18 protein-coding genes are annotated in these 22,623 nt (G+C 69.4%); 7 read left to right on the top strand and 11 right to left on the bottom strand.

Annotation, left to right across the window (positions count from 1 at the left end):
• Positions 1 to 12 precede the first annotated feature (12 nt).
• Complete coding sequence (hemE, locus tag ACH4FH_RS06640; RefSeq protein ID WP_398554790.1) at positions 13 to 1,062, bottom strand: uroporphyrinogen decarboxylase; 1,050 nt, start codon at positions 1,060 to 1,062, stop codon at positions 13 to 15.
• 158 nt (positions 1,063 to 1,220) lie between these two features.
• Here hemE and ACH4FH_RS06635 point away from each other — a divergent pair, with 158 nt between their 5' ends.
• The 3 genes from ACH4FH_RS06635 (at position 1,221) to ACH4FH_RS06625 (ending at position 4,246) form a co-directional block, all read left to right on the top strand.
• Positions 1,221 to 1,874: a DUF3000 domain-containing protein gene (locus tag ACH4FH_RS06635; RefSeq protein WP_398554631.1), complete on the top strand. Its 654-nt coding sequence runs from the start codon at positions 1,221 to 1,223 to the stop codon at positions 1,872 to 1,874.
• Between the two features lie 356 nt (positions 1,875 to 2,230).
• Positions 2,231 to 2,893 (top strand): response regulator transcription factor, encoded by a 663-nt coding sequence (locus ACH4FH_RS06630; RefSeq protein ID WP_016573641.1) that lies wholly within the window; start codon positions 2,231 to 2,233, stop codon positions 2,891 to 2,893.
• A 78-nt stretch (positions 2,894 to 2,971) separates the two neighbouring features.
• Positions 2,972 to 4,246, top strand: coding sequence for an HRDC domain-containing protein (locus ACH4FH_RS06625; protein WP_398554630.1), 1,275 nt, complete (start codon positions 2,972 to 2,974; stop codon positions 4,244 to 4,246).
• Between the two features lie 39 nt (positions 4,247 to 4,285).
• Here the strand turns inward: ACH4FH_RS06625 and ACH4FH_RS06620 are convergent, their stop codons facing one another.
• The gene (locus tag ACH4FH_RS06620) at positions 4,286 to 5,008 is read right to left on the bottom strand and encodes a PepSY domain-containing protein (protein WP_398554629.1); all 723 of its coding nucleotides are present in this window, start codon (positions 5,006 to 5,008) and stop codon (positions 4,286 to 4,288) included.
• A gap of 244 nt (positions 5,009 to 5,252) precedes the next feature.
• Between ACH4FH_RS06620 and ACH4FH_RS06615 the strand changes: the two genes are divergently transcribed.
• From ACH4FH_RS06615 to ACH4FH_RS06600, 4 genes are all read left to right on the top strand, one after another.
• The gene (locus tag ACH4FH_RS06615; protein ID WP_398554628.1) at positions 5,253 to 6,470 is read left to right on the top strand and encodes a thiolase family protein; all 1,218 of its coding nucleotides are present in this window, start codon (positions 5,253 to 5,255) and stop codon (positions 6,468 to 6,470) included.
• The gene (locus ACH4FH_RS06610) at positions 6,467 to 8,596 is read left to right on the top strand and encodes a 3-hydroxyacyl-CoA dehydrogenase NAD-binding domain-containing protein (RefSeq protein ID WP_398554627.1); all 2,130 of its coding nucleotides are present in this window, start codon (positions 6,467 to 6,469) and stop codon (positions 8,594 to 8,596) included. Before ACH4FH_RS06615 ends, ACH4FH_RS06610 begins: the two co-directional genes overlap by 4 nt.
• A gap of 138 nt (positions 8,597 to 8,734) precedes the next feature.
• Positions 8,735 to 9,154 carry an NTP pyrophosphohydrolase gene (locus tag ACH4FH_RS06605; protein ID WP_398554626.1) on the top strand — a complete coding sequence of 140 codons (420 nt, stop codon included), beginning with the start codon at positions 8,735 to 8,737 and terminating at the stop codon, positions 9,152 to 9,154.
• A 551-nt stretch (positions 9,155 to 9,705) separates the two neighbouring features.
• Positions 9,706 to 9,921, top strand: a complete 216-nt coding sequence (locus ACH4FH_RS06600) for a hypothetical protein (RefSeq protein ID WP_398554625.1) — start codon at positions 9,706 to 9,708, stop codon at positions 9,919 to 9,921.
• Between the two features lie 175 nt (positions 9,922 to 10,096).
• Here ACH4FH_RS06600 and ACH4FH_RS06595 read toward each other — a convergent pair whose 3' ends face one another.
• From ACH4FH_RS06595 to ngcE, 9 genes are all read right to left on the bottom strand, one after another.
• The gene (locus ACH4FH_RS06595) at positions 10,097 to 11,623 is read right to left on the bottom strand and encodes an amino acid permease (protein ID WP_398554624.1); all 1,527 of its coding nucleotides are present in this window, start codon (positions 11,621 to 11,623) and stop codon (positions 10,097 to 10,099) included.
• Positions 11,624 to 11,818: 195 nt separating this feature from the next.
• Positions 11,819 to 13,771 carry a 1-deoxy-D-xylulose-5-phosphate synthase gene (gene dxs / locus ACH4FH_RS06590; protein ID WP_398554623.1) on the bottom strand — a complete coding sequence of 651 codons (1,953 nt, stop codon included), beginning with the start codon at positions 13,769 to 13,771 and terminating at the stop codon, positions 11,819 to 11,821.
• 247 nt (positions 13,772 to 14,018) lie between these two features.
• Entirely contained in the window at positions 14,019 to 15,332 is a 1,314-nt protein-coding gene (locus ACH4FH_RS06585; protein WP_398554622.1) for a sugar ABC transporter permease, read from the bottom strand.
• Complete coding sequence (locus tag ACH4FH_RS06580) at positions 15,329 to 16,129, bottom strand: ATP-binding cassette domain-containing protein (protein WP_398554621.1); 801 nt, start codon at positions 16,127 to 16,129, stop codon at positions 15,329 to 15,331. The genes ACH4FH_RS06585 and ACH4FH_RS06580 overlap by 4 nt, the downstream gene beginning before the upstream one ends.
• Before the next feature lie 164 nt (positions 16,130 to 16,293).
• Complete coding sequence (locus ACH4FH_RS06575; protein WP_398554620.1) at positions 16,294 to 17,388, bottom strand: substrate-binding domain-containing protein; 1,095 nt, start codon at positions 17,386 to 17,388, stop codon at positions 16,294 to 16,296.
• Positions 17,389 to 17,529: 141 nt separating this feature from the next.
• On the bottom strand, positions 17,530 to 18,729 hold the full coding sequence (locus tag ACH4FH_RS06570; protein ID WP_398554619.1) for an ROK family protein: 1,200 nt from the start codon (positions 18,727 to 18,729) through the stop codon (positions 17,530 to 17,532).
• A 336-nt stretch (positions 18,730 to 19,065) separates the two neighbouring features.
• Positions 19,066 to 19,995: a carbohydrate ABC transporter permease gene (locus tag ACH4FH_RS06565; protein WP_398554618.1), complete on the bottom strand. Its 930-nt coding sequence runs from the start codon at positions 19,993 to 19,995 to the stop codon at positions 19,066 to 19,068.
• 12 nt (positions 19,996 to 20,007) lie between these two features.
• Positions 20,008 to 20,931 (bottom strand): carbohydrate ABC transporter permease, encoded by a 924-nt coding sequence (locus ACH4FH_RS06560; protein WP_398554617.1) that lies wholly within the window; start codon positions 20,929 to 20,931, stop codon positions 20,008 to 20,010.
• A 39-nt stretch (positions 20,932 to 20,970) separates the two neighbouring features.
• Positions 20,971 to 22,407 (bottom strand): N-acetylglucosamine/diacetylchitobiose ABC transporter substrate-binding protein, encoded by a 1,437-nt coding sequence (ngcE, locus tag ACH4FH_RS06555; protein ID WP_398554616.1) that lies wholly within the window; start codon positions 22,405 to 22,407, stop codon positions 20,971 to 20,973.
• Positions 22,408 to 22,623: the final 216 nt, after the last annotated feature.

Below are 22,623 nucleotides of genomic sequence, written 5' to 3'. Positions count from 1 at the left end.
CGGGGCTGGTGCTCAGCGTGCCGTCTGCGTGTGGACGTACTCGACGAGGCGGGTCAGCGTCTCCGGGTCGGTGCTGGGCAGCACGCCGTGGCCGAGGTTGAAGATGTGGCCCTCCAGCCCGGCGGCGGCGTCCAGCACCTCACGGGCCTTGGCCTCCACGGCCTCCCGGGGGGCGAAGAGCACGGCCGGGTCGATGTTGCCCTGGAGCGCCTTGCCGGGGCCGACCCGGCGGGCTGCCTCGTCCATCGGGACCCGCCAGTCGACGCCGACGACATCCGCGCCCGCCTCGCCCATCAGACCGAGCAGCTCGCCGGTGCCGACGCCGAAGTGGATGCGCGGTACGCCGTAACCGGCGACCGCGTCGAAGACCTTGGTGGAGGCGGGCATCACGGAGCGGCGGTAGTCGGCGGGCGAGAGCGCCCCGACCCAGGAGTCGAAGAGCTGGACGGCGCTCGCCCCGGCCTCGATCTGCACCTTGAGGAAGGCGGCGGTGATGTCGGAGAGCCGGTCAAGCAGGTCGGCCCACAGCTGCGGGTCGCCGTACATGAGCGCCTTGGTGCGCTCGTGGTTGCGGGACGGGCCGCCCTCGACGAGGTAGCTGGCGAGCGTGAAGGGCGCACCGGCGAAACCGATGAGAGGGGTGGCGCCCAGCTCACGGACGAGCATGCCGATGGCCTCGGTGACGTAGTCGACGTCGCCGGGCTCCAGGAGGCGCAGCTGCTCCAGGTCCGCGCGGGTGCGGATCGGGTTCTCGACGACCGGGCCGATGCCGGGCTTGATGTCGAGGTCGATGCCGATGGCCTTGAGGGGCACGACGATGTCGCTGAAGTAGATCGCGGCGTCGACGCCGTGCCGGCGGACCGGCTGCAGGGTGATCTCGGTGACCAGCTCGGGCCGCATGCACGAGTCGAGCATCGCGATGCCCTCGCGGACCTTGCGGTACTCCGGCAGTGAGCGCCCGGCCTGGCGCATGAACCACACCGGCGTGTGCGGCACCGGCTCGCGCCGGCAGGCCCGGAGGAATGCCGAGTCGTACGTTCCGCTCTGCTGCTGGCCCGTGATGGGGGTCTCCCCTGCTCGATCCGAGTGGAGGCTTTGGGGAAGGTCGTTGGCGCTCACGCCCAAATCTTCGCACGTGCCCGAGGACACCTCCGAATGGGCGACGCGCGCATTGGGTGTCCTCCCCGTATGACGGCCCCGTTCCCCCTACCCTTCCGGGCATGGCTGCGGCTCAAGAACACCTCGCGGACAGCGCGGACGAGACCCCGATCCCCTTCCGTAAGGCGGTCGAGGCGCTACGGGCTGCACGACTGCGGCCGGAGATCGAGATCGACCCGACCCCCGCTCCCAAGAAACTCGCCCCCTTCGCGTACGCGCTGGAGGCCGCGGTCGTCGAACCCGGCACCGGCCCGGACGGCGAGGACAAGGACCTGGCGGACGGGCGGCTGGTGCTGCTCCACCAGCCCGAGGGGCACGACGCCTGGCAGGGCGCCTTCCGGGTGGTGACGCTGGCACGGGCGGAACTGGAGCCGGAGATGGGCGCCGACCCGCTGCTGCCCGAGGTGTCGTGGTCGTGGCTCACCGGCGCGCTGGAGGCCCGCGGAGTGCGGTACGGCGAGCCGAGCGGCACGGTGACGCGGGCCGGCTCGCACTACTTCGGCGGGCTGTCCGCGCGGGAGCCGGCCACCCAGATCGAGATCAGGGCCTCGTGGACACCGGCCGAGGGGCCGGGCGGAGTGCCGGACATGGCGGCGCATCTGTCGGCGTGGTGCGACCTGCTGTGCCAGGTCGCCGGGCTGCCGCCGGCCTCGCTCGACGCGGCGCGCGGCGGGGTCGTCCCGCTGCCGCAGCGCCGCGGCCCGCAGCCACGCTGAGCGTCTTCTCCCCACTGCCGGGCCCCGCCGCACGTCGCGGCGGGGCCCGGCCGTTCCGTATGTCCCCGTGATGTCCCCGTGTCGCCTTCTCGGCCTCGTGATCGTCCTCGCGCGTCCGGGCCGCGGGCGCCGGCCCCTCCGCACACGGCTCCGGCCGTCCCGGGGCGCGCCCGGCACTCCCCTATGATCGAGCAGACGTCCGATTTGCCCGAATTGCCCCTAACTAAATCGTGATCAAACTCTAAAGTCCCGCGGGATTGCTGCCGAAGAGGTCAGTGACCCTTCAAACACGGATCATTCCGACTCCCCCGTCGGCTTCCCGCTTCCGTGCCCCGCCACTCCCCCCAGGAGGCCCGGTGTCTGTTCTCCTCGAGCAACCTTCGAGCCTGGTCGCCTACCGCCCGAACAAGCCGACGGCCATGGTCGTCGTGGCCGACCCTCGCGTTCGCTCCACCGTCACCCGCCACCTGTGGGCGCTCGGAGTGCGTGACGTGATCGAGGCGTCGTCCATCGCGGAGGCCCGTCCCCGCGTCGGCAACCCGCGCGATATCTGCGTTGCCGACGTCCACCTTCCAGACGGCTCCGGCCTCACTCTCCTCTCCGAGACGCGGGCCGCCGGCTGGCCCAACGGTCTCGCCCTGTCCGCCGCCGACGACATCGGTGCCGTGCGCAACGCCCTCGCGGGCGGCGTCAAGGGCTACGTCGTCACCGGCACCCGTACCAACCTCGGCCTTCCCGGCCGGCCGGGCGCCGCACCCATCGGCGCCAACGCGGCCCGCATGCAGCGCCGGCCTCCGGGTGCCCCCGGGCACCCCGGTGGCTACCGCGAGCTGTCGGGCCGCGAGGTCGAGGTGCTTCGGCTGGTGGCGGAGGGCCAGTCCAACAAGGCCATCGGCGTCTCGATGGGACTGTCTGCGCTGACCGTCAAGAGTCACCTCGCCCGCATCGCACGCAAGCTCGGAACCGGTGACCGGGCGGGAATGGTGGCGGTCGCACTGCGCACCGGCATCATCCACTGAGCCCGTCAGCGTTACGTCTCGCCCGTCGAGGGATCGTTCCCTCGACGGGCGACGTGCATACACAGATACCCTTGACTGGTGACCGACGCCCAAAAGACCGCAGCAGACACGACACTGCGAGCAGCCGGAGACTCGCCTCCGGATCCCAGTCCGGCGCCGGTACCGCTGTTGGAGCCACGCGAAGGCATCCCCCCGGTGGTCGCCACCGATGAGGCGCTCGCCGAGGTCGTGGCCGCCTTCGCGGCCGGCACGGGACCCGTCGCAGTCGACGCGGAACGCGCCTCCGGCTACCGCTACGGCCAGCGGGCCTACCTCGTACAGCTGCGCCGCGAGGGCGCCGGCAGCGCACTGATCGACCCGGTCGGGTGCCCCGACCTGTCGTCGCTCGGCGATGCCATCGAGGACGCCGAGTGGGTACTGCACGCCGCCACCCAGGACCTCCCGTGTCTGCGCGACATAGGGATGGTCCCCACCCGCCTGTTCGACACCGAGCTGGCCGGCCGGCTGGCCGGCTTCGCCCGGGTCGGCCTGGGCGCGATGGTCGAGAACGTCCTCGGCTACGCCCTGGAGAAGGGCCACTCCGCCGTCGACTGGTCCACCCGCCCGCTGCCCGAGCCGTGGCTGCGCTACGCCGCGCTCGACGTCGAGCTGCTGGTGGATCTGCGCGACGCCCTGGAGGAGGAGCTGGAGCAGCAGGGCAAGCTGGAGTGGGCCCGTCAGGAGTTCGCCGCGATCGCCGCCGCTCCCCCGGCCCCGCCCCGCAAGGACCCCTGGCGCCGTACCTCGGGGATGCACAAGGTGCGCAGGCGTCGCCAGATGGCGGTCGTCCGTGAGCTGTGGACGGCCCGCGACCAGGTCGCCCAGCGCCGCGACGTCTCCCCCGGCAAGGTTCTCGGCGACGGCGCGATCGTGGAGGCGGCGCTGAATCTGCCGCCGAACACCCACGCCCTGGCCGCGCTGCCCGGCTTCGGCCACCGCATGGGCCGCCGTCAGCTGGAGCAGTGGCAGGCCGCGGTCGACCGCGCGCGGGCCCTGCCCGACAACGAGCTGCCGCAGCCGGGACAGGCGCTCAACGGGCCGCCGCCGCCCCGTTCCTGGGCCGACAAGGACCCGGCCGCCGCGGCCCGGCTGTCGGCCGCGCGGACCACGGTGACCTCGCTCGCCGAGAGCCTGAATCTCCCGCAGGAGAACTTGATCACTCCGGACACCGTGCGCCGGCTGTGCTGGGAGCCGCCGGCGCAGCCGACCGAGGAGACGGTCGCCGAGGTGCTGGCCGGGCACGGCGCACGCCCCTGGCAGATCGAGAAGGTCGCGCCGATCCTCACCGCGGCACTCCTGGCCGACGCCGACTGACACCGCCCGTGGCGCCGGTCCGGGGCGGACCGGCGCCGTTCAGTCGCGGTCGACGTGCTTGCGCAGGATCTTGCGGTCGGTCGCGCCGATGTCGTACGTCGCCCTGTTCCAGTCGGGGGTGACGATGTCGACGGCCCAGGAGAGCGTGCCGTTGCCGAAGCCGCCCAGCTCGATGGAGCTGACGGTCCCCTTCTGCCCGGCGGTGGCGCTCTGCACGGCCTGCTGCGCCGTCACCGTGGACCGGCTGAGCCGGCCGGCCAGCTCCCGCTTGTCCTCCGCGTCCTGATCCGGCTCGGCGCGCGGCGGGTCCGCCTTGCCGGTGGCCGCGTCGACGCGGACGGTGTGGGCGGTGCCGTCGACGGTCGCCACCTCGGTCTCCCAGACCGCACCGCCGCCGGGGGCGCCCTCGAGTTCGGCGGAGACCGGCTCGGTGGCCGGGACCGCCGCGATCGCGGCGGTCAGCGCCTGCTCGTAGTTGACCTTGGCCGCCGGGACGAGCGCCTTGCGCTCGGCCTGGTCCTCGGTGAGCCCGCCGCTCGGGGAGGCCGGGGCGGACCGGGACGCCGGCGCGCTGGGCGCCGCCGACCTCGGCGCGGTGCCGGCCGCGCTGCTCTTGGTGGCGCCGTCCGCGACACCGCTGTCCTCGTCCGCGCAGCCTGCCAGCAGCACTCCCGCGGCGGCGATGACGCATGCCAGGCCGAGCGCGCGGGGCGCCGCCGGACGCCGGCACGCTCCCGCGGCGCCAGTTCTCTTCGCACACATATGGGCACTCTAAGTCCAATATGAGTAGATTCTGAGTACCCGTCGGACGTGGCTTCGTGCGCACCGGCGGCAGCCGCGCCCACACGGGTCCCGCGCCGCAGTTTCCGCCTCCTCCCGGTGTGACGTTCACCGCTCCGGGCGGTGGGGGTGTGCAGCTTGGTTACCCGTAAGTAGCATGTGGGGTGTGAAGCGTCCCCCGGGGCGCCCCGCAGCAGTGCCATCCCGCACCTGGAGGAGAGCCAACGTGCCTCGTACCGCTAGGGACGTCGTCTTCGTCGACGGCGTCCGCACCCCGTTCGGCAAGGCGGGCCCGAAGGGCATCTACCACGAGACCCGCGCCGACGATCTCGTCGTGAAGGCCATCCGGGAGCTGCTGCGCCGCAACCCGGACCTGGACCCCGCGAAGATCGACGAGGTCGCCATCGCCGCGACCACCCAGATCGGTGACCAGGGCCTGACCCTGGGCCGCACCGCCGGAATCCTCGCGGGTCTGCCGCAGTCGGTCCCCGGCTTCTCCATCGACCGCATGTGCGCCGGCGCGATGACCGCCGTGACGAGCATGGCCGGCGGCGTGGCGTTCGGCGCGTACGACGTCGCCCTCGCCGGCGGTGTCGAGCACATGGGCCGCCACCCCATGGGTGAGGGCGTCGACCCCAACCCGCGCTTCGTGTCGGAGAAGCTCGTCGACCAGTCGGCCCTGTTCATGGGCATGACGGCGGAGAATCTCCACGACCGCCTGCCGCACATCACCAAGCAGCGCGCCGACGAATACGCCGTGCGCTCGCAGGAGAAGGCCGCCAAGGCGTACGCCGACGGCAAGATCCAGGCCGACCTGGTCCCGATCTCCGTCCGCCGCACCAACGCCGAGGCCGGCGAGACCGGCTGGGGCCTGGCGACGTCCGACGAGCCGATGCGTCCGGGCACGACCCTGGAGAACCTCTCCGGCCTCAAGACCCCGTTCCGTCCGCACGGCCGGGTCACCGCGGGCAACGCGGCCGGCCTCAACGACGGCGCGACCGCCTCGCTGATCGCCGCCGAGGACGTGGCGCGCGAGCTGGGACTGCCGGTCAAGATGCGTCTGGTGGACTTCGCCTTCGCCGGCGTCGAGCCCGAGGTCATGGGCATCGGCCCGGTCCCGGCGACCGAGAAGGCGCTGGCCAAGGCCGGTCTGACGATCGACGACATCGGCCTGTTCGAGATCAACGAGGCCTTCGCGGTGCAGGTGCTCTCGCTCCTGGACCACTACGGCATCGCGGACGACGACCCGCGCGTCAACCAGTACGGCGGCGCGATCGCGTTCGGCCACCCGCTGGCCTCGTCCGGCGTCCGCCTGATGACGCAGCTGGCCCGGCAGTTCGAGGAGCAGCCGAACGTCCGCTACGGCATCACCTCCATGTGTGTCGGCTTCGGCATGGGTGGAACGGTCATCTGGGAGAACCCGCACTTCGAGGGGAACAAGTGAGTACTACCGCTGAGCTGTTGAAGGGTGCGGCAGAGCTGTTCCCCGACGAGGTCGTGACGCAGGCACACGTGCGCCACCTCGACCTGCCCCAGGGCGCGGGGAAGTTCGCGCTCATCACGCTGGACAACGGCCTGGACCACACCAAGCCGACCACCTTCGGGCCCCAGTCGCTGGCGAACCTCAACGTCGCCGTCGACCAGGTCGAGAAGGAGGCCGCGGACGGCACCATCGTCGGTGTCGGCATCACCGGCAAGCCGTTCATCTTCGCGGTCGGGGCCGACCTCAAGGGCGTCGAGCTGCTCAAGCAGCACGACGACGCGCTGGCCATCGGCAAGGGCGGCCACGACGTCTTCAAGCGTCTTTCCGGCCTGGCCGTGCCGACCTTCGCCTACTACAACGGCGCGGCGATGGGCGGTGGCGTCGAGGTTGGTCTGCACTGCACCTACCGCACCGTCTCCAAGGCGCTGCCGGCGTTCTCGCTGCCCGAGGTCTTCCTCGGTCTGGTCCCGGGCTGGGGCGGCTGCGTCCTGCTGCCGAACCTGATCGGCGCGGACCGCGCGGTCTCGGTCATCATCGAGAACTCGCTGAACCAGAACAAGCAGCTCAAGGGCAAGCAGGTCTTCGAACTCGGGATCGCGGACGCGCTCTTCGAGGGTGCGGACTTCCTGGAGCAGTCGCTGATCTGGACCGCTTCCGTCCTCAAGGGCGGCACCGAGGTCGTGCGGCCCGAGATCGACCGCGGTGCGGCCTGGGACGAGGCAGTGGCGCGCGGCAAGGCCGTCGCCGACGGCAAGGTGCACGGTGCGGCCCCGGCCGCCTACCGCGCGCTGGAGATCATCGAGGCCGCCAGGAACGGCGACCGCCAGCAGGGCTTCGACTCCGAGGACCAGGCCCTCGCGGACCTGATCATGGGTGGCGAGCTGCGCAGCGGCATCTACGCCTTCAACCTGGTGCAGAAGCGCGCGAAGCGTCCCGCCGGTGCCCCGGACAAGAAGCTGGCCCGCCCGGTCACCAAGGTGGGCGTCGTCGGCGCCGGTCTGATGGCTTCCCAGCTGGCGCTGCTGTTCGCGCGCCGCCTGGAGGTCCCGGTCGTTCTCACCGACATCGACCAGGCCCGGATCGACAAGGGCGTGGAGTACGTCCACGGCGAGATCGACAAGCTGCTGCTCAAGGGCCGGGTGAACCAGGACAAGGCCAACCGCCTCAAGGGTCTGGTCTCCGGTCACCTCGACAAGGCCACCGCCTTCGGCGACGCGGACTTCGTCATCGAGGCCGTCTTCGAGGAGATGGGCGTCAAGCAGAAGGTGTTCGCCGAGGTCGAGGCGGTCGTGCCGGCGCACGCCATCCTGGCCACGAACACCTCCTCCCTCTCGGTCACCGAGATGGCGTCGAAGCTGAAGAACCCCGAGCGGGTCGTCGGCTTCCACTTCTTCAACCCGGTCGCGATCCTGCCGCTGCTGGAGATCGTGCGGGCGGAGAAGACCGACGACGCGTCGCTGGCCACCGCCTTCTCGGTCGCCAAGTCGCTGAAGAAGACGGCCGTGCTGACGAAGGACGCCCCGGCGTTCGTCGTCAACCGCATCCTGACCCGCTTCATGGGCGAGATCCAGAACGTCATCGACGAGGGCACCCCGGTCGCGACCGCCGAGAAGGCCATCGAGCCTCTCGGTCTGCCGATGTCGCCGCTGGTGCTGCTGGAGCTGGTCGGCCCGGCGATCGGTCTGCACGTCTCGGAGACGCTCAACGGCGCCTTCCCGGACCGCTTCACCGTCTCGCCGAACCTCGCCGCCGTCGTCAAGGCCGGCAAGCGCGGCTTCTACGTCTACGACTCCGGGAAGCCGGAGCTGGACCCGGAGGTCGCCGCGCTCCTCAAGCAGGGCGATGTCGTCCTGACCGAGGAGCAGGTCCGCGACCGCGTCCTGGACGCCGTCGCGCAGGAGATCGGCCTGATGCTGGACGAGGGTGTCGTCGCCGAGGCGCAGGACATCGACCTGTGCCTGATCACCGGCGCCGGCTGGCCCTTCCACCTGGGCGGCATCACGCCGTACCTGGACCGCGCGGGTGTCTCCGAGCGGGTGACCGGCAAGCGGTTCCTGGAGCCGGGCGTCGCGAGCGTGCCCGCGTAAGCGCGCGCAACTGAAGGAGGATGCGCGGGCCGACTCGGCGGAGTCGGCCCGCGCATCCGTGCGTTCGGGGGTCGTCACGAGGTGATGGGCCCCGCTCGTCCGGCTGCTGCGACGGCCCGGCGTGGGAGGGTGGCGCCCATGGATTCCTTGGTCATTGTCGATGCCGCGAACGTGGTCGGTTCGGTGCCCGACGGCTGGTGGCGGGACCGGCACGGCGCGGCGGAGCGGCTGCGGGACGCGCTGCCGCGATACGTCGCCACCGGGCTGCCAGGGATCGTCGAACCGCCGGTGGAGATCGTGCTCGTCGTGGAGGGCGCGGCGCGCGCCGTGGCGTCCATCGAGGGCGTGCGGGTGGAGTCCGCGAGCGGCAGCGGCGATGACCGGATCGTGGACCTGGTCGCCGAGGAGGGCGGCGGGGCCCGGGAGTGTCTCGTGGTCACCGCGGACCGGGGGCTGCGCGAGCGCGTCGAGGCACTGGGCGCCCGGGTGACGGGGCCGCGCGCGGTGTGGGGCCGGCGCGACGGCGGACAGGGCGGCGGGCGGGCTTCCCACGGCTGACAGGGCAGCTGCCCGCCGAAAATCTCACTGCCGGCATGAGCGCCATTCGTACGGGCTTTACGACGGCGCCTTCCGCGCCCGTGCATCCCGGAATTTCGCCGCATGATGCCCTCTGGTTTCACCGGTTCGACACATTCGACACACGCTGGGCACGGGAAAAGCAGAAGATGCCGACATCTCATGCCATCCCGCGCCTGTGACACACCTGGGCATGCATCGAACGGTAAATGCAGATATCCCTCGACCAGGATTTGCCGCGCTATTGCGGCGGTTGTCCAGGAGGTGCGACGCCAAGGGGTTCGTCCGCAAGGGACCTGGTAAAGCTGCACGTCAGACCAATTGCGATCTCAAAGCGCGTACCGGAAAAAACGGGTACGGAAAGTTGCCCGACGGTCCGTCGGCGTGATTGCATCCTACTAGTGTGCGAGTCGTCAATTTCGGCTCCCGATTTCGGGTGCCGGACGCCCACCGCACCGGTCGGATTCTTTATCCCCGCCACCCGGCGGGCGTGATTTTTTCCTTAACTTCAGCACATTACAAGGAAGGCCCCCATGCGTAACGACGTCACCGCCGCGATCGCCACCAGCGAGATCTCCGACAGCGAGCTGGACAACATTGCCGGTGGTCTGGCCGCCGGTGCCGGCGCCGGTGCGCAGATCCACGCCGCCGGCCTGAACATCGACGCCACCCTCGGTGCGCAGGTCTCCCTGGCCCCCGGCCAGGCGCACGTCTCCGGTCTCGTCGCGGTGCACGCCTCCGGCGTCTGACAGCGACCGCCGCGACCCGCGTCGCGGCCTCCGGCATGACACGGCCCCACCGCCTTCGACGAAGACCGGTGAGGCCGGCCGGAAACCTCGAACCCCGGAACCTCCAGGTTCCGGGGTTCGCTCGTTTCGCGGCGCGGCCTGTACCGCGGCGGGAAGGGTGCCGGTGGGGACGGTGTCAGACCTTCCGGTTCTGCCGCCCCCGGATGCCGAGGCGACTGTGTGAGCGCCCGTACACGAAGTAGACGACGAAGCCGACCCCCATCCAGATCGCGAACCGCACCCAGGTCTCGGCAGGCAGATTGATCATCAGCCACAGCGAGGCGAGAACGGACAGCACCGGGACGAGCGGCACGAGCGGGGTGCGGAATGAGCGCGGCAGGTCGGGGCGTGAGCGGCGCAGCAGCACCACGCCGATGGCGACCACCACGAACGCGAACAGGGTGCCGATGTTGACCAGTTCGGCGAGTTCGTCGATGGAGGTGAAGCCCGCGACGACGGCGACGACACCGCCCAGCAGGAGGGTCGACCGGTAGGGCGTGCCGAAGCTCGGGTGGACGCGGGAGAAGACCCGCGGCAGCAGACCGTCCCGGCTCATCGCGAAGAACACCCGGCTCTGGCCGAGCAGCAGGATCATGCAGACCGAGGTCAGGCCGACGGCCGCGCCGAAGCTGATCAACCCCGCGAAGAAGGGGTGCCCGAGGTCCTTGAAGGCATCGGCGAGCGGGGCGTCGGTGGAGAGCTTGGTGTACTTCTGCATGCCGGTGACGACGACCGAGACGGCGACGTAGAGGAAAGTGCAGATCGCGAGCGAGCCGAGGATGCCGCGCGGGACGTCACGCTGCGGGTTGCGCGTCTCCTCCGCGGCGGTGGCCACGATGTCGAAGCCGATGAAGGCGAAGAAGACCACGGCCGCCGCGGTGAAGATGCCCATCGTGCCGAAGTCGGCCGGGGTGAAGCCGAACATCAGCTGGACGAGCGGCGCCGCCAGTCCGCCGCCGCCCTCGGTGGGCTTGCTCGGCGGGACGAAGGGCTCGTAGTTGGAGCCGGTGATGAGGAAGGCGCCGGCGACGATGACCAGCAGCACGACAGTGACCTTGATGCCGACGACCACCGCGGTCACCCGCGAGGACAGCTTCATCCCCAGCACGAGGATCCCAGTCAGCAACAGCACCAGGACACAGGCGAGCAGATCGAAGCCGAACTCCCCCTCATGGGTGCCGGACAGCCCCGCGGGCAGCTGCACCCCCGCGGTGTCCAGCAGCGAGCGCACATAGCCCGACCACCCGACGGCGACCACCGCGCACCCCAGCGCCAGTTCCAGGACCAGGTCCCAGCCGATGATCCAGGCCGGCAGTTCACCGAGCGAGGCGTAGGAGAAGGTGTAGGCCGAACCGGCCACCGGGACCGTGGAGGCGAATTCCGCGTAGCACAGCGCGGCCAGCGCGCAGACGACACCCGCGACGACGAAGGAGAGGGCCACGGCGGGCCCGGCCTGCTCCTTGGCGATTTTTCCGGTAAGGACGAAAATTCCGGTGCCGATGACGACACCGACGCCGAAGACGGTCAGATCGAGCACCGAGAGCGACTTCTTGAGCGCGTGCTCGGGCTCCTCGGTGTCCTGGATCGACTGCTCCACGGTCTTCGTACGGAACATGCCGTGGCTGCGGCGCGAATCGGACTGTGTGCCGTGCTCTGTGCTCATGGGCGAACCTCCGCCTGGACGACCCTCGCAATTCTCCTGAACTGACCGAGTCTCCGTAATGGCGCGAAGCAGCCAGGCCCGGCGGGCCTTCGGGCGGCGGTGATTCACCCGATAGGGCGCGGCCGCGGATATGCCGAAGGGCCGGTCGGAACACCCTTTCGGATGACCGGCCGGCCCCGTGCGGCAGTCGTGAGGTCAGTCGCGGGCGGCCTCGGCGGGCTGCGCCTCGTCCGCGGTCCCCACGGAGTCCGCGCTGTCCGAGTAGCGCCCGTCGATCTTCGCGACCAGGCCGGTCACCTGACGCGCGATGTCCGGCGCGGTGAGCCCGATCTCGGCCATGACCTCCTTGCGGGAGGCGTGGTCGAGGAAGCGCTCGGGGATGCCGAAGTCGCGCAGCGGGAGGTCCACACCGGCGTCCCGCAGCGACTGGGCGACGGCCGAACCGACGCCGCCGCTACGGATGTTGTCCTCGACGGTGACGACCACGCGGTGCTTGGCGGCGAGGCCGGGCAGCTCCGCGTCGACCGGCTTGACCCAGCGCGGGTCGACGACGGTGGTGGAGATGCCCTGCTTGTCGAGCAGGTCGGCGATCTCCAGGCACATCGGGGCGAGCGCACCGACCGACACCAGCAGGACATCCGGCCGGGTGACCGCGGCGGCGGGCGCGCGCAGCACGTCCATGCCGCCCACCCGTCCGACGGCCTCGACGGCCGGGCCGACGGCGCCCTTGGAGTAGCGCACCACGGTCGGCGCGTCATCGACCTCGACGGCCTCGCGCAGCTGGGCGCGTACCTGGTCGGCGTCGCGCGGCGCGGCGATCCGCAGGCCGGGCACGACCTGGAGGAGCGACATGTCCCACATCCCGTTGTGGGAGGCGCCGTCGGTGCCGGTGACACCGGAGCGGTCCAGGACGAAGGTGACGCCGCACTTGTGCAGCGCCACGTCCATCAGGACCTGGTCGAAGGCGCGGTTGAGGAAGGTCGCGTACAGGGCGAAGACCGGGTGCAGTCCACCCGTCGCCAGACCCGCCGCCGAGACCGCGCCGTGCTGCTCGGCGATACCGACGTCGTAGACCCGGTCGGGGAAGGCGGTGGCGAACTTCTGGAGGCCGACGGGCTGCAGCATGGCGGCGGTGATCGCCACGATGTCGTCGCGCTCCCGGCCGAGCTTGACCATCTCCTCGCCGAAGACCGACGTCCAGTCGGCGCCCGAGGCCGCGACCGGCAGGCCGGTGTCGGGGTGGATGACGCCGATGCCGTGGAAGCGGTCCGCCTCGTCCTGCTCGGCCGGCTTGTAGCCGCGGCCCTTCTCGGTGAGGCAGTGCACGATGACCGGGCCGCCGAAGCGCTTGGCGCGCTGCAACGCGGACTCCAGCGCCTCCAGGTCGTGGCCGTCGATCGGGCCGACGTACTTCAGGCCGAGGTCCTCGAACATGCCCTGCGGGGCGATGAAGTCCTTCAGCCCCTTCTTGGCGCCGTGCAGGGTCTCGTAGAGCGGCTTGCCGACGACCGGGGTGCGCTCCAGGATGTCCTTGCCACGGGCCAGGAAACGCTCGTAGCCGTCGGTGGTGCGCAGCGTGGCGAGGTGGTCGGCGAGGCCGCCGATGGTCGGCGCGTAGGAGCGCTCGTTGTCGTTGACGACGATGACGAGCGGGCGGTCCTTGGCGACGGCGATGTTGTTCAGCGCCTCCCAGGCCATCCCGCCGGTCAGCGCGCCGTCACCGATCACCGCGACGACATGGTCGTCCTTGCCCCGCACCTGATTGGCCTTGGCCAGACCATCGGCCCAGCCCAGCACCGTCGAGGCGTGGCTGTTCTCGATGACGTCGTGCTCGGACTCGGCCCGCGACGGGTAGCCGGAAAGACCGCCCTTCGCCCGCAGCTGGGAGAAGTCCTGACGCCCCGTGAGCAGCTTGTGCACGTACGACTGGTGGCCGGTGTCGAAGAGGACCCGGTCCTGCGGGGAGTGGAAGACACGGTGCAGGGCGATGGTCAGCTCGACCACGCCGAGATTCGGCCCGAGGTGTCCGCCGGTCTTGGCGACCGCGTCGACGAGGAAGGTACGGATCTCCCCGGCCAGCTGCTCGAGCTGGTCCGGTCCGAGCCGGTCCAGATCGCGCGGTCCCTCGATGCGGGTCAGCAGCGCCACCCGTGCCTCCTTGTGCTGTCGAGCGTGTTCGAACCTGGTCGGGTCCGAGCTGGTCGAGCTTGCCGATCAGTCGAGTCTAATGTTCCGCCCGCTGCGCCGGTGGCCGGGCCTTGCGATGTATGTCACTCGGGTGAGGCCGCCGGACGGCGGCCGCCGCGGAAAAGGCGCCGGCCCCCACCAGATCGTGCCTGGTGAGGGCCTGGCCGGCCGGACGGGGCCGGGCGGGGCCGCGGCAGCGGCCCCGGGATCATGTCCTTCCGGCCGTTTTCTGTGTCCGCCGGGAGACCGAGTCGATCACGACGGCGGCGAGCAGCACCGCGCCGGTGATCATGTACTGGATCTCGCTGGCCATGCCGAGCAGGTTCAGGCCCTGCTGGATGGACTGAATGACCAGCATGCCAAGCAGCGCGGACCAGATCTTGCCGCGGCCGCCGAAGAGGCTGGTACCACCGATGACGGCCGCCGCGATGACGTTCATCAGGGTGTTGCCGGAGCCCAGGTTCTTGGTGGCGCCACCGGAGAGGCTGGCGATGAACAGTCCGCCGAAGGCGGCGAGCATGCCGGAGATGGCGAAGACCGTGATGCGGATCTTGTTGACGTTGATACCGGCGCGCCGGGCCGCCTCGGCGTTGCCGCCGACCGCGAAGATCTGCCGACCGTAGGTGGTGCGGCGCACCACGAAGTCGGCGAGGACCAGGACCGCGAGGAAGAGCACCAGAGCCAGCGGCAGGCCGCGGGCGCCCGCCGGCTCGTTGAGGACGTAGGCGACGACGAAGGCGAGCAGCGCGACGACGCCGGTGCGCAGCAGGATCTCGCTGAGCGGGCGGGACGGCAGCACCGCGGCCCTGCGGCGCTTGGCGTCCAGCAGCAGCGACCCGGCGTAGGCGAGGACGGCGATCAGCGCCAGGCCGTACGCGGCGGCCTTGTCCTCGAAGTAGTAGCCGGTGAGGTTCTCCACCACACTGCCGGTCGGCGTGTTGATGGAGCCTTCCTTGCCCATCATCCAGATCTGCAGGCCGCTCCAGCCGAGGAAGCCGGCGAGCGTGACGACGAACGCCGGGACGCCGACCTTGGCGAAGAAGAAGCCGTGCAGGGCGCCGATGGCGACGCCGGAGGCGATGGCGATCAGTACCGCAAGCCAGTCGTTGACGCCGTTGGTGACGCTGAGCACCGCCCAGACGGCGGCGCCGACACCGGCCACCGAGCCGACCGACAGGTCGATCTCGCCCAGCAGCAGGACGAAGACGATGCCGACGGCCATGATGCCGAGGCCGGAGGTGTAGACGCCGATGTTCGCGAGGCTGTCGGCGGACAGGAAGCTGCTGTTCTTCAGCTGGAAGACGACGGCGATGACGAGCAGCCCGATGACGACCGGGAGCGAGCCCAGCTCACCACCGCGCACCCGGCGCTTGAAGTCGCTGAGGTAGCCGGCGAAGCCCTGCTCGCGGACGAGCAGACGCGGGTCGACGGCTGCGGGCCGGGGGGTGTCGACGGCGGCCGGGGCGGCGGTCGGGTCCACCTCGGCCTCGCCGGCGGCGGGCTGCTTGGTGAGGTCGCTCATGCGCGGGCCTCCTTCTTCACGTGGTCCGTGCGCGCCTTGCGGCGGGTGACGGCGTTGTCGGAGGCGCCGGTGATGGCGGCGATGACCGTCTCGTGCGAGGTGCCCTCGACGTCGAAGACACCGTTGTTGCGGCCCAGCCGCAGCACCGCGACGCGGTCCGCGACGGCCTGCACGTCGGCCATGTTGTGGCTGATGAGGATGACGCCGAGATTCCGCTCGCGCAGCCGTTCGACGAGGTCGAGGACCTGCGCGGTCTGCTCGACGCCGAGGGCCGCGGTGGGCTCGTCGAGGATCACGACCTTCGGGTCGCCGATCAGCGCGCGGGCGATGGCGACGACCTGCCGCTGGCCACCGGAGAGCGCGGCGACGGGGATGCGGACGCTGGGGATGCGGATGGACAGGGTGTCCAGCAGCTCCTTGGCTCGCTTCTCCATCGCGATCTCGTCCAGGACCCCGGCGGTGCGGATCTCGTTGCCGAGGTAGAGGTTGGCGACGACGTCGAGGTTGTCGCAGAGCGCGAGGTCCTGGTAGACGGTGGCGACGCCGAGTTCCTGGGCGTCGTGCGGCTTGTTGATGCGGACCGTCGCGCCCTCCCACTCGATGGCGCCGTCGTCGACCGGGTGAACACCCGAAATGGTCTTGACGAGGGTGGACTTGCCGGCGCCGTTGTCGCCGACCAGGGCGACCACCTCGCCGGGGTGGATCTCCAGGGTGACGTCCGTGAGTGCTTGGACGGCGCCGAACCGCTTGGAGATTCCGCGCAACGCCAGCACAGGCGTAGCGGACACGTGAATCATCTCCTTCGCCGCCGTGGCAACGGCGGGGATGGTGCTGCGTGGAGCAGAGGGGGGTGGATGCGAGGTGCGGTGGGTGCCGGCCGGAGCGGGAAGGGCTCGGGTGGCACCGGACCGGGGGCGCGGGGCCGCGGGCTGTGCCGCGCGGCCCCGCGGAGCCGGGGTGCTTACTTGATGCCGGCCGCCTCGCAGGCCGCCTTGAGGTCCGCCGAGCAGATCTGCTTGGCCTTGTAGACCTTGTCCTTGATGATCGTGTCCGCGATGTTGTCCTTGGTCACGATCTGCGCGTCGTACAGCTTGGCGGGGATGCCCTTGACCTCACCGCTGAGGCTGTCGACCTTGGTGTCCGTCAGGGAGCCGATCTTCTCGCCCTTGAGCAGCTTGACCGCGATCTCGGCCGTGGAGTCGGCCTGCGGCTTGATCTGCTTGTAGATCGTGAACGCCTGGTCGCCCTTGAGGAGCCGCTGCAGGCCCGCGAGCTCGGCGTCCTGGCCGCCGACCGGGACGTCGACGCCCTTCTGCTTGAGCGCGGTGATGATGCCGCCGGCCATGCCGTCGTTGCCGGAGTAGACGCCCTGGAAGCCGTCCTTGCCGAGCGAGTCGAGGGCCGCGCCCATCTTCCGGTTGGCCTCGTCCGGCGACCAGTCGGGGATGTCCTGCTCGTACGCGATCTTCTTGACCTGCTTGTCGAGGACGCTGTGGGCGCCCTTCTTGAAGAACGGCATGTTCGGGTCGGTCGGCGAACCGTTGATCATGACGACATTGCTGTCCTTGGCCTTGTCGCCGAGCGACTTGACCAGCGCCTCGCCCTGCAGGCGGCCGATCTTCTCGTTGTCGTAGGACACGTAGGCGGAGATCTCGCCCTCGGCCAGCCGGTCGTACGCGACGACCTTGACGCCCTTCTTGGCGGCCTGGTTGACCCAGGACTTGGTGGCCTTGTAGTCGACCGCGTCCAGAATGATCACCTTGACGCCCTGGGTGATCAGCGCGTCGAACTGCTTCTTCTGGGTCTCGGTCTCCTGCGCCGCGTTGTTGTACCTCACCGTGCAGTCGCTGCACAGCTCCTTGATCTTCGCCTCCATGAGCGGGCGGTCGAAGGTCTCGTAACGCGTGGTCTTGTTCTCCGGCAGCAGAAGGCCGATGGTCTTCTTGTCGCCGGCACCTGCCTTGTCGCCGTCCCCGGCCTTGCCGCAGGCGGCCACGGAGAGCGCCATCGAAACGGCGGCGGTGCCTATGACGACGCGACGCGTCCAAACGTTCATTGGGGTTGCCTCCCTGACGAGGCCGCGTCGTTGCGGCCGAGGTGGCTGGAAGTCAACTCGGCCGCCAGCCCACCGTCAAGGAGTAAATCCTTAACGAGATGACAACGGTGCCATGCGTTAGCTGTCTGAAGTCAGAGCCGATCAGGCGAGGGCGGGGGCCTCGGCGGCCTGCACGCCGTCGAGGAGGGAGGAATCCCCCATCTCGCTCAGCACCAGCGCCAGTGCGCCCAGCACCTCCGCGCGCCCCCCGAGCGTGCCGGGGACGATGCCCAACTGCCGCGCGGCGCTGGGGATCGCGTACCGCGACACCGACTCCCGGATGGGCGCGAGCACCAGCTCGCCGGCCTCCGCGAGATCACCGCCGAGCACCACCCTGCTCGGATTGAGCAGATTGCACAGATTCGCCACACCGCTACCGATATGACGGCCCACGTCCGCGATCACTCGCCGGCAGCCCGGGTCGCCCTCGCGGGCCAGCTGCACCACCCGCGGCATGGTCAGGTCCGGGCCGTGGCTCGGCTGGAGCAGCGGCAACACGTACCGGGCCGCGGTGAAGGTCTCCAGACAGCCGCGGTTGCCGCAGCGGCACACCGGACCCGACTCGTCCAGGGTGATGTGCCCGATCTCGCCCGCCGTGCCGCCCGGCCCCCGGTAGATCTGTCCGCTGATCACCAGGCCTGCGCCGACACCGCTGGCGACCTTGATGTACGCGAGGTCGGCGGCTCCACGGCCGCCGCCCCAGACCAGCTCGCCGAGCGCGCCGAGGTTGGCGTCGTTGTCGACGTAGACGGGCACGCCGAGGCGCTCCGACAGCTCCTGGCTGGGGTTCGTCCCGGACCAGCCCGGCAGGATCGCCGTCGAGCCGAGGGTGCCGGATTCGACGTCGATGGGGCCCGGGACGCCCAGGCCGACGCCGATCACCTTGCCCGGGGCGATCCCGGTCGACTCGACCAGCCTGCTGACCAGCTGCTCCGCCCGGTCGAAGCCTTCCGCGGCGGAGGCGTCCACGTCGATCGGCTCGGCCTCCTCGGCCAGTACCTGGTGGGCCAGGTTGCCGACCGCGACCCGCAGGTGGGAGTGGCCGAAGTCGACGCCCACCACGATGCCCGCGTCTCCGGACAGCGAGACGCTGCGCGCCCGCCGACCGCCCGCGGACGTCGGGGTGACCTCGACGGTCCCGCCGTCCTTCAGTTCGCGAACGATGTTGGAGACCGTGGCCGCGGACAGCCCCGTGCTCCGGGCGATCTCCGCCTGCGTGAGTGAGCCCGCCATACGCACCGCGCGCACGACCCGCTCCAGATTGGCCCGGTGCAGCGAAGACTGTGACCCCGGAGTCTCCATCGACTCATCCACTCCCATCTGGGGCTGGGGGTACCTCCCAGCCGTGGCTGGGGAGGTACGACGACCGCCCGCCGGCCGCACCCACGTCTTCGGGGGGCGGCTTCGATTTCAACATGTGAACCCTAAGCAGAACGCCAGCACGGAAGTCTCGTCAAGGTGTTGAGCGAAGCATGATCGGAAGCCAGCTCATATGTGAGCCCTGCGGTACGGCTCTGCCCGGTCCTGTACACCCCTTGCACGGAGCGTGAGCGGGCGTGCGCGGACGCGCCGCAGGGCGGTCCCGCCGTAGCGGAACCGCCCTGGTGGCGTGAAATCGCCGTCCCACCGGCGTGGGTCCTACTTCAGCGCGCCGGCCGTCAGACCGGCCTGCACCTGTCGCTGGAAGATGAAGTACACGATGAGCACCGGCAGCATCGCGATCATCATGCCGGCCATCAGACCGCCCCAGTCGCCCTCGTAGCCCTGTTGCAGGGCGATGTTCGCCAGGCCCTGGGTCAGTACGTACTTGTCCTCGTCCTGGTTGAGGACCATCGGCAGCAGGTACTGATTCCACTGCCCCAGGAAGTTGAAGATCCCGATGCTGATCAGGCCGGGCTTGGCCATCGGGAGCATCACCTGGAAGAACGTCCGGACGTGCGAGGCGCCGTCGATCATGGCCGCCTCCGCCACCGACGTCGGCAGGGTGCGGAAGAAGGACGTCATGAAGAACACCGTGAAGGGCAGCGAGTAGGCGATGTAGACCATGATCAGGCCCTGGTACGTCGCCAGCAGCGGCACCCCGGGGAAGTCCCGCATCACGAAGAACAGCGGGATGACCAGCATGAACACCGGGAAGGACATACCGGCCACGAACAGGTAGTAGATGAACCTGTTGCCCGGGAACTCGAACCGCGCCAGGACGTAGCCCGCCATCGAGCCGAGCACCATCGTCCCGATGACCGAACCACCCACCACGATCAGGGTGTTGACGAAGAAGCTGCCGATCTTGGCCTTGTTCCAGGCGTTGGCCCAGTTCTCGAAGTGCAGGGTGTCCGGCAGCGACCAGGGGGTGGTGAGGATGTCGCCGCTGCTCTTGAAGGAGCTCCACAGCACCCAGACCAGGGGCAGGCCCACCATCAGCGCCCACACGATCAGCATGCCGTGCGAGAAGACGTTCAGCGCGCCGCCCTCGGCGCGCCTGCGCGACCTCTTGGCGCGTCGGTGCTCGTCCAACCGCCGGCCGGTGAGGGCCGGCAGCTTCTCGACCGCATCGGTTTCCGTCGTCATGCGCCCGTCCCCCTAGAACTCGATCCGCTCACGCCGCGCGAAGCGCATCGTGAGCACGGCGAACAGCAGCGTCACGACGAGCATGGCGACACCCATGGCCGCCGCGTAGCCGAACTGGCTGTCGCGGAAAGCGGTTTGGTACAGCCGGAGCGGGACGACGTCCGTCGCGCCGTCCGGGCCGCCCATGTTGACCGACATGATCTGCACCAGGGCGAAGGCGTCCATGGCGATGATGCCCATGTAGACCCAGCCCGTCTGCACGGTGTCCCACAGCAGCGGCAGGGTGATCCGGAAGAAGGTGTGGAAGCGGTTGGCGCCGTCCAGCAGCGAGGCTTCGTAGATCTCCCGTGGAATGGAGGCCATGGCGGCGGAGAACAGCACGACATAGAAGCCGACATTCGCCCAGACCATCACGACCATGATGCAGGCGAGTGCGATGCTCCGCTCGCCCAGCCAGGAGCTCTGGAGGGAATCGAGACCGACGGATCCGAGCAGCGAGTTGAGCATGCCGTCGTGCGGATCCGGATTGTAGATGTTGAACCAGATCACCGAGATGATGGTGATCGAGATGACCTGGGGGAAGAAGTAGACGAATTTGTAGAAGGCCGCTCCGCGTACGCCGGTGATGAGGGCGCCGCGCCGGGCCCGGCCGCCGACGTTGAGCATGAAGGCGAAGAAGAGCCCCAGGGCGAGCGTGGCGATCGGCACCAGCACGAGCATGACGACGTTGTGCCGGAGCGCGTTCCAGAACTCGTCGCTGTGCAACAGCTTGTCGTAATTGTCCAGGCCGATGCTCTCGGCGGCGCCCCGCAGGCCGCTCCACTCCGTCGTCGAGATCTGGAACGCCTGGACGAACGGTGAGATCACAAAGATCGCGTAGATCAGCAGAGGCAGGGCCAGGAACCCCACGATGAATCGGTACTTGCCGTGTTGCATTGCGCTCCCCGGCCCTCCCTCGTCAGCGGTGGTGCGTGGTCAGGAACCGCGGTGGAACTTGGTGACGGAGTCGTCCTTGGCGAATTCGTCCGCGTACTGCTGAGCCTTCTTGATCCACTCCGCGGCCTTCATGTCACCGGTCAGCAGCTGACTGGTGAGACCGCCCAGCTTCTCGTCGGTCAGCTTGGGATACCACTCCTGAAGCTGAATCATCAGCAGATTCTCGCCACCGTCCTTCACCGCCTGGGCCGCGGAGGACAGACCCGGCGAGAGTTTCATCCCATCGGTCGCACCCTGGACCGAGGTGAGGGACTTGACCTTCGTGGCGAAGTTCTGTGCGTGCTTCTCGGACAGCAGAATGCGCAGCAGTTCCATGCCGCCGATCGGGTTCTTTCCCCCCTTGGCCACGATGAACGGCTCGCTGGGTTCGGCTCGCAGCGTGCCGTGCGGCATCTTGTCGCCGCTGCCGCCGTCGAAGAGCGGGCCGACGGCCATCTGGAACCCGTCCGGCGTGGTCGGCGCGGACTCGTTCTCCACCCAGGAGCCGTTGGGGATGAAGGCGGCCTTGCCCCGCGTCCAGGCGGTCTGCGACTGAATGTGCGTCAGGCCCTGGCTGCCCTGGAGGAAGTAGCCCTTGGCAGCCAGCTCCTCATAGTGCTCGATGACCTGCTTGACGGCGTCGTTCGACGTCCAGGCCTTGGGCTCCAGGTTGTCGATCGCGATCCACTTGTCCAGTCCGCCGATCTTGGCGATCTGGGGAAAGACGTTGAAGTGCACGTAGTACGGATACTTGCCCGGGTAGGTCCAGGGCGCGATCCCCGACTTCTTGATCTCGGCGCAGAGCTTGATCATGTCGTCGAACGAGGTGGGGTATTCCCAGCCCTTGTCCTTGAGGAGCTTGCTGGAATACCACGTTCCGTACACGGTGAACGCGTAATAGAGGACATCGAAGGTGTCCTTGTGCTTGCCCTTTTCCAGGGTGCTCGGGTAGAGCAGGTCGCGGACCTTCTTCTTCGGGTCGTCCAGCGACGGGGCGTCGAGCAGCGGCGCCAGATCCTGCAACTGGCCCTGGGAGGACAGCTTGTTCATGTCCAGGTGGTCGGAGCCGGAGTTGTCGATGAGATCCGGCGGATTTCCGCCGGCGAAGCGCGGCTGGAGCTTCGGGCCGACCTGCTGGGTGCCGGTGTGCTTGATGGTGACGCCGTACGTCTTGTTGTAGTCGGCCTCGGCGTCCTTGGCGTATTGGTCGCCCAGCCCGCCCTTGAAGATGAACGCTTCCAGCGCGGCGCCCTTTTTCGCACCGAGGGGGTTCTTGGCGGATGTCGCGCCCTTGTTCTTGGTCCCGTCGGTTTCGCCGCCTCCACCACCTCCGGTGGCACACGCGGAAAGCGCGCTCATCGCCGGTACGGCGACGATTCCCAGGGCGGCGGCCCGCTTGACCAGATCACGACGGTTGAATTCTGAGGTGGATCCCATGCTCAAGTCCTCGCCTTCTTCAGGACTCAGGCGGTGTACCGGAGCCACCCCGGCACCGCGGGTCAGATGAAGCTGAGTTGTACGGGATGTGCACCGGGCGCGCTAGAGATATGCGGGGAAATCATCCGTCCCCCCGCAGTTCCCCCCGGATCCGCGGCCGCGTTCCCACGGCCGGTCGGACGCCGACAGGTATAGTCCACTTCCGGTCGAAGGGGC

This window comes from Streptomyces sp. NPDC017993 (genome assembly GCF_044328065.1).
In the GTDB taxonomy this organism is placed as follows: Bacteria; Actinomycetota; Actinomycetes; order Streptomycetales; family Streptomycetaceae; genus Streptomyces.
This window is presented reverse-complemented; position numbering and strand designations above follow the sequence as displayed.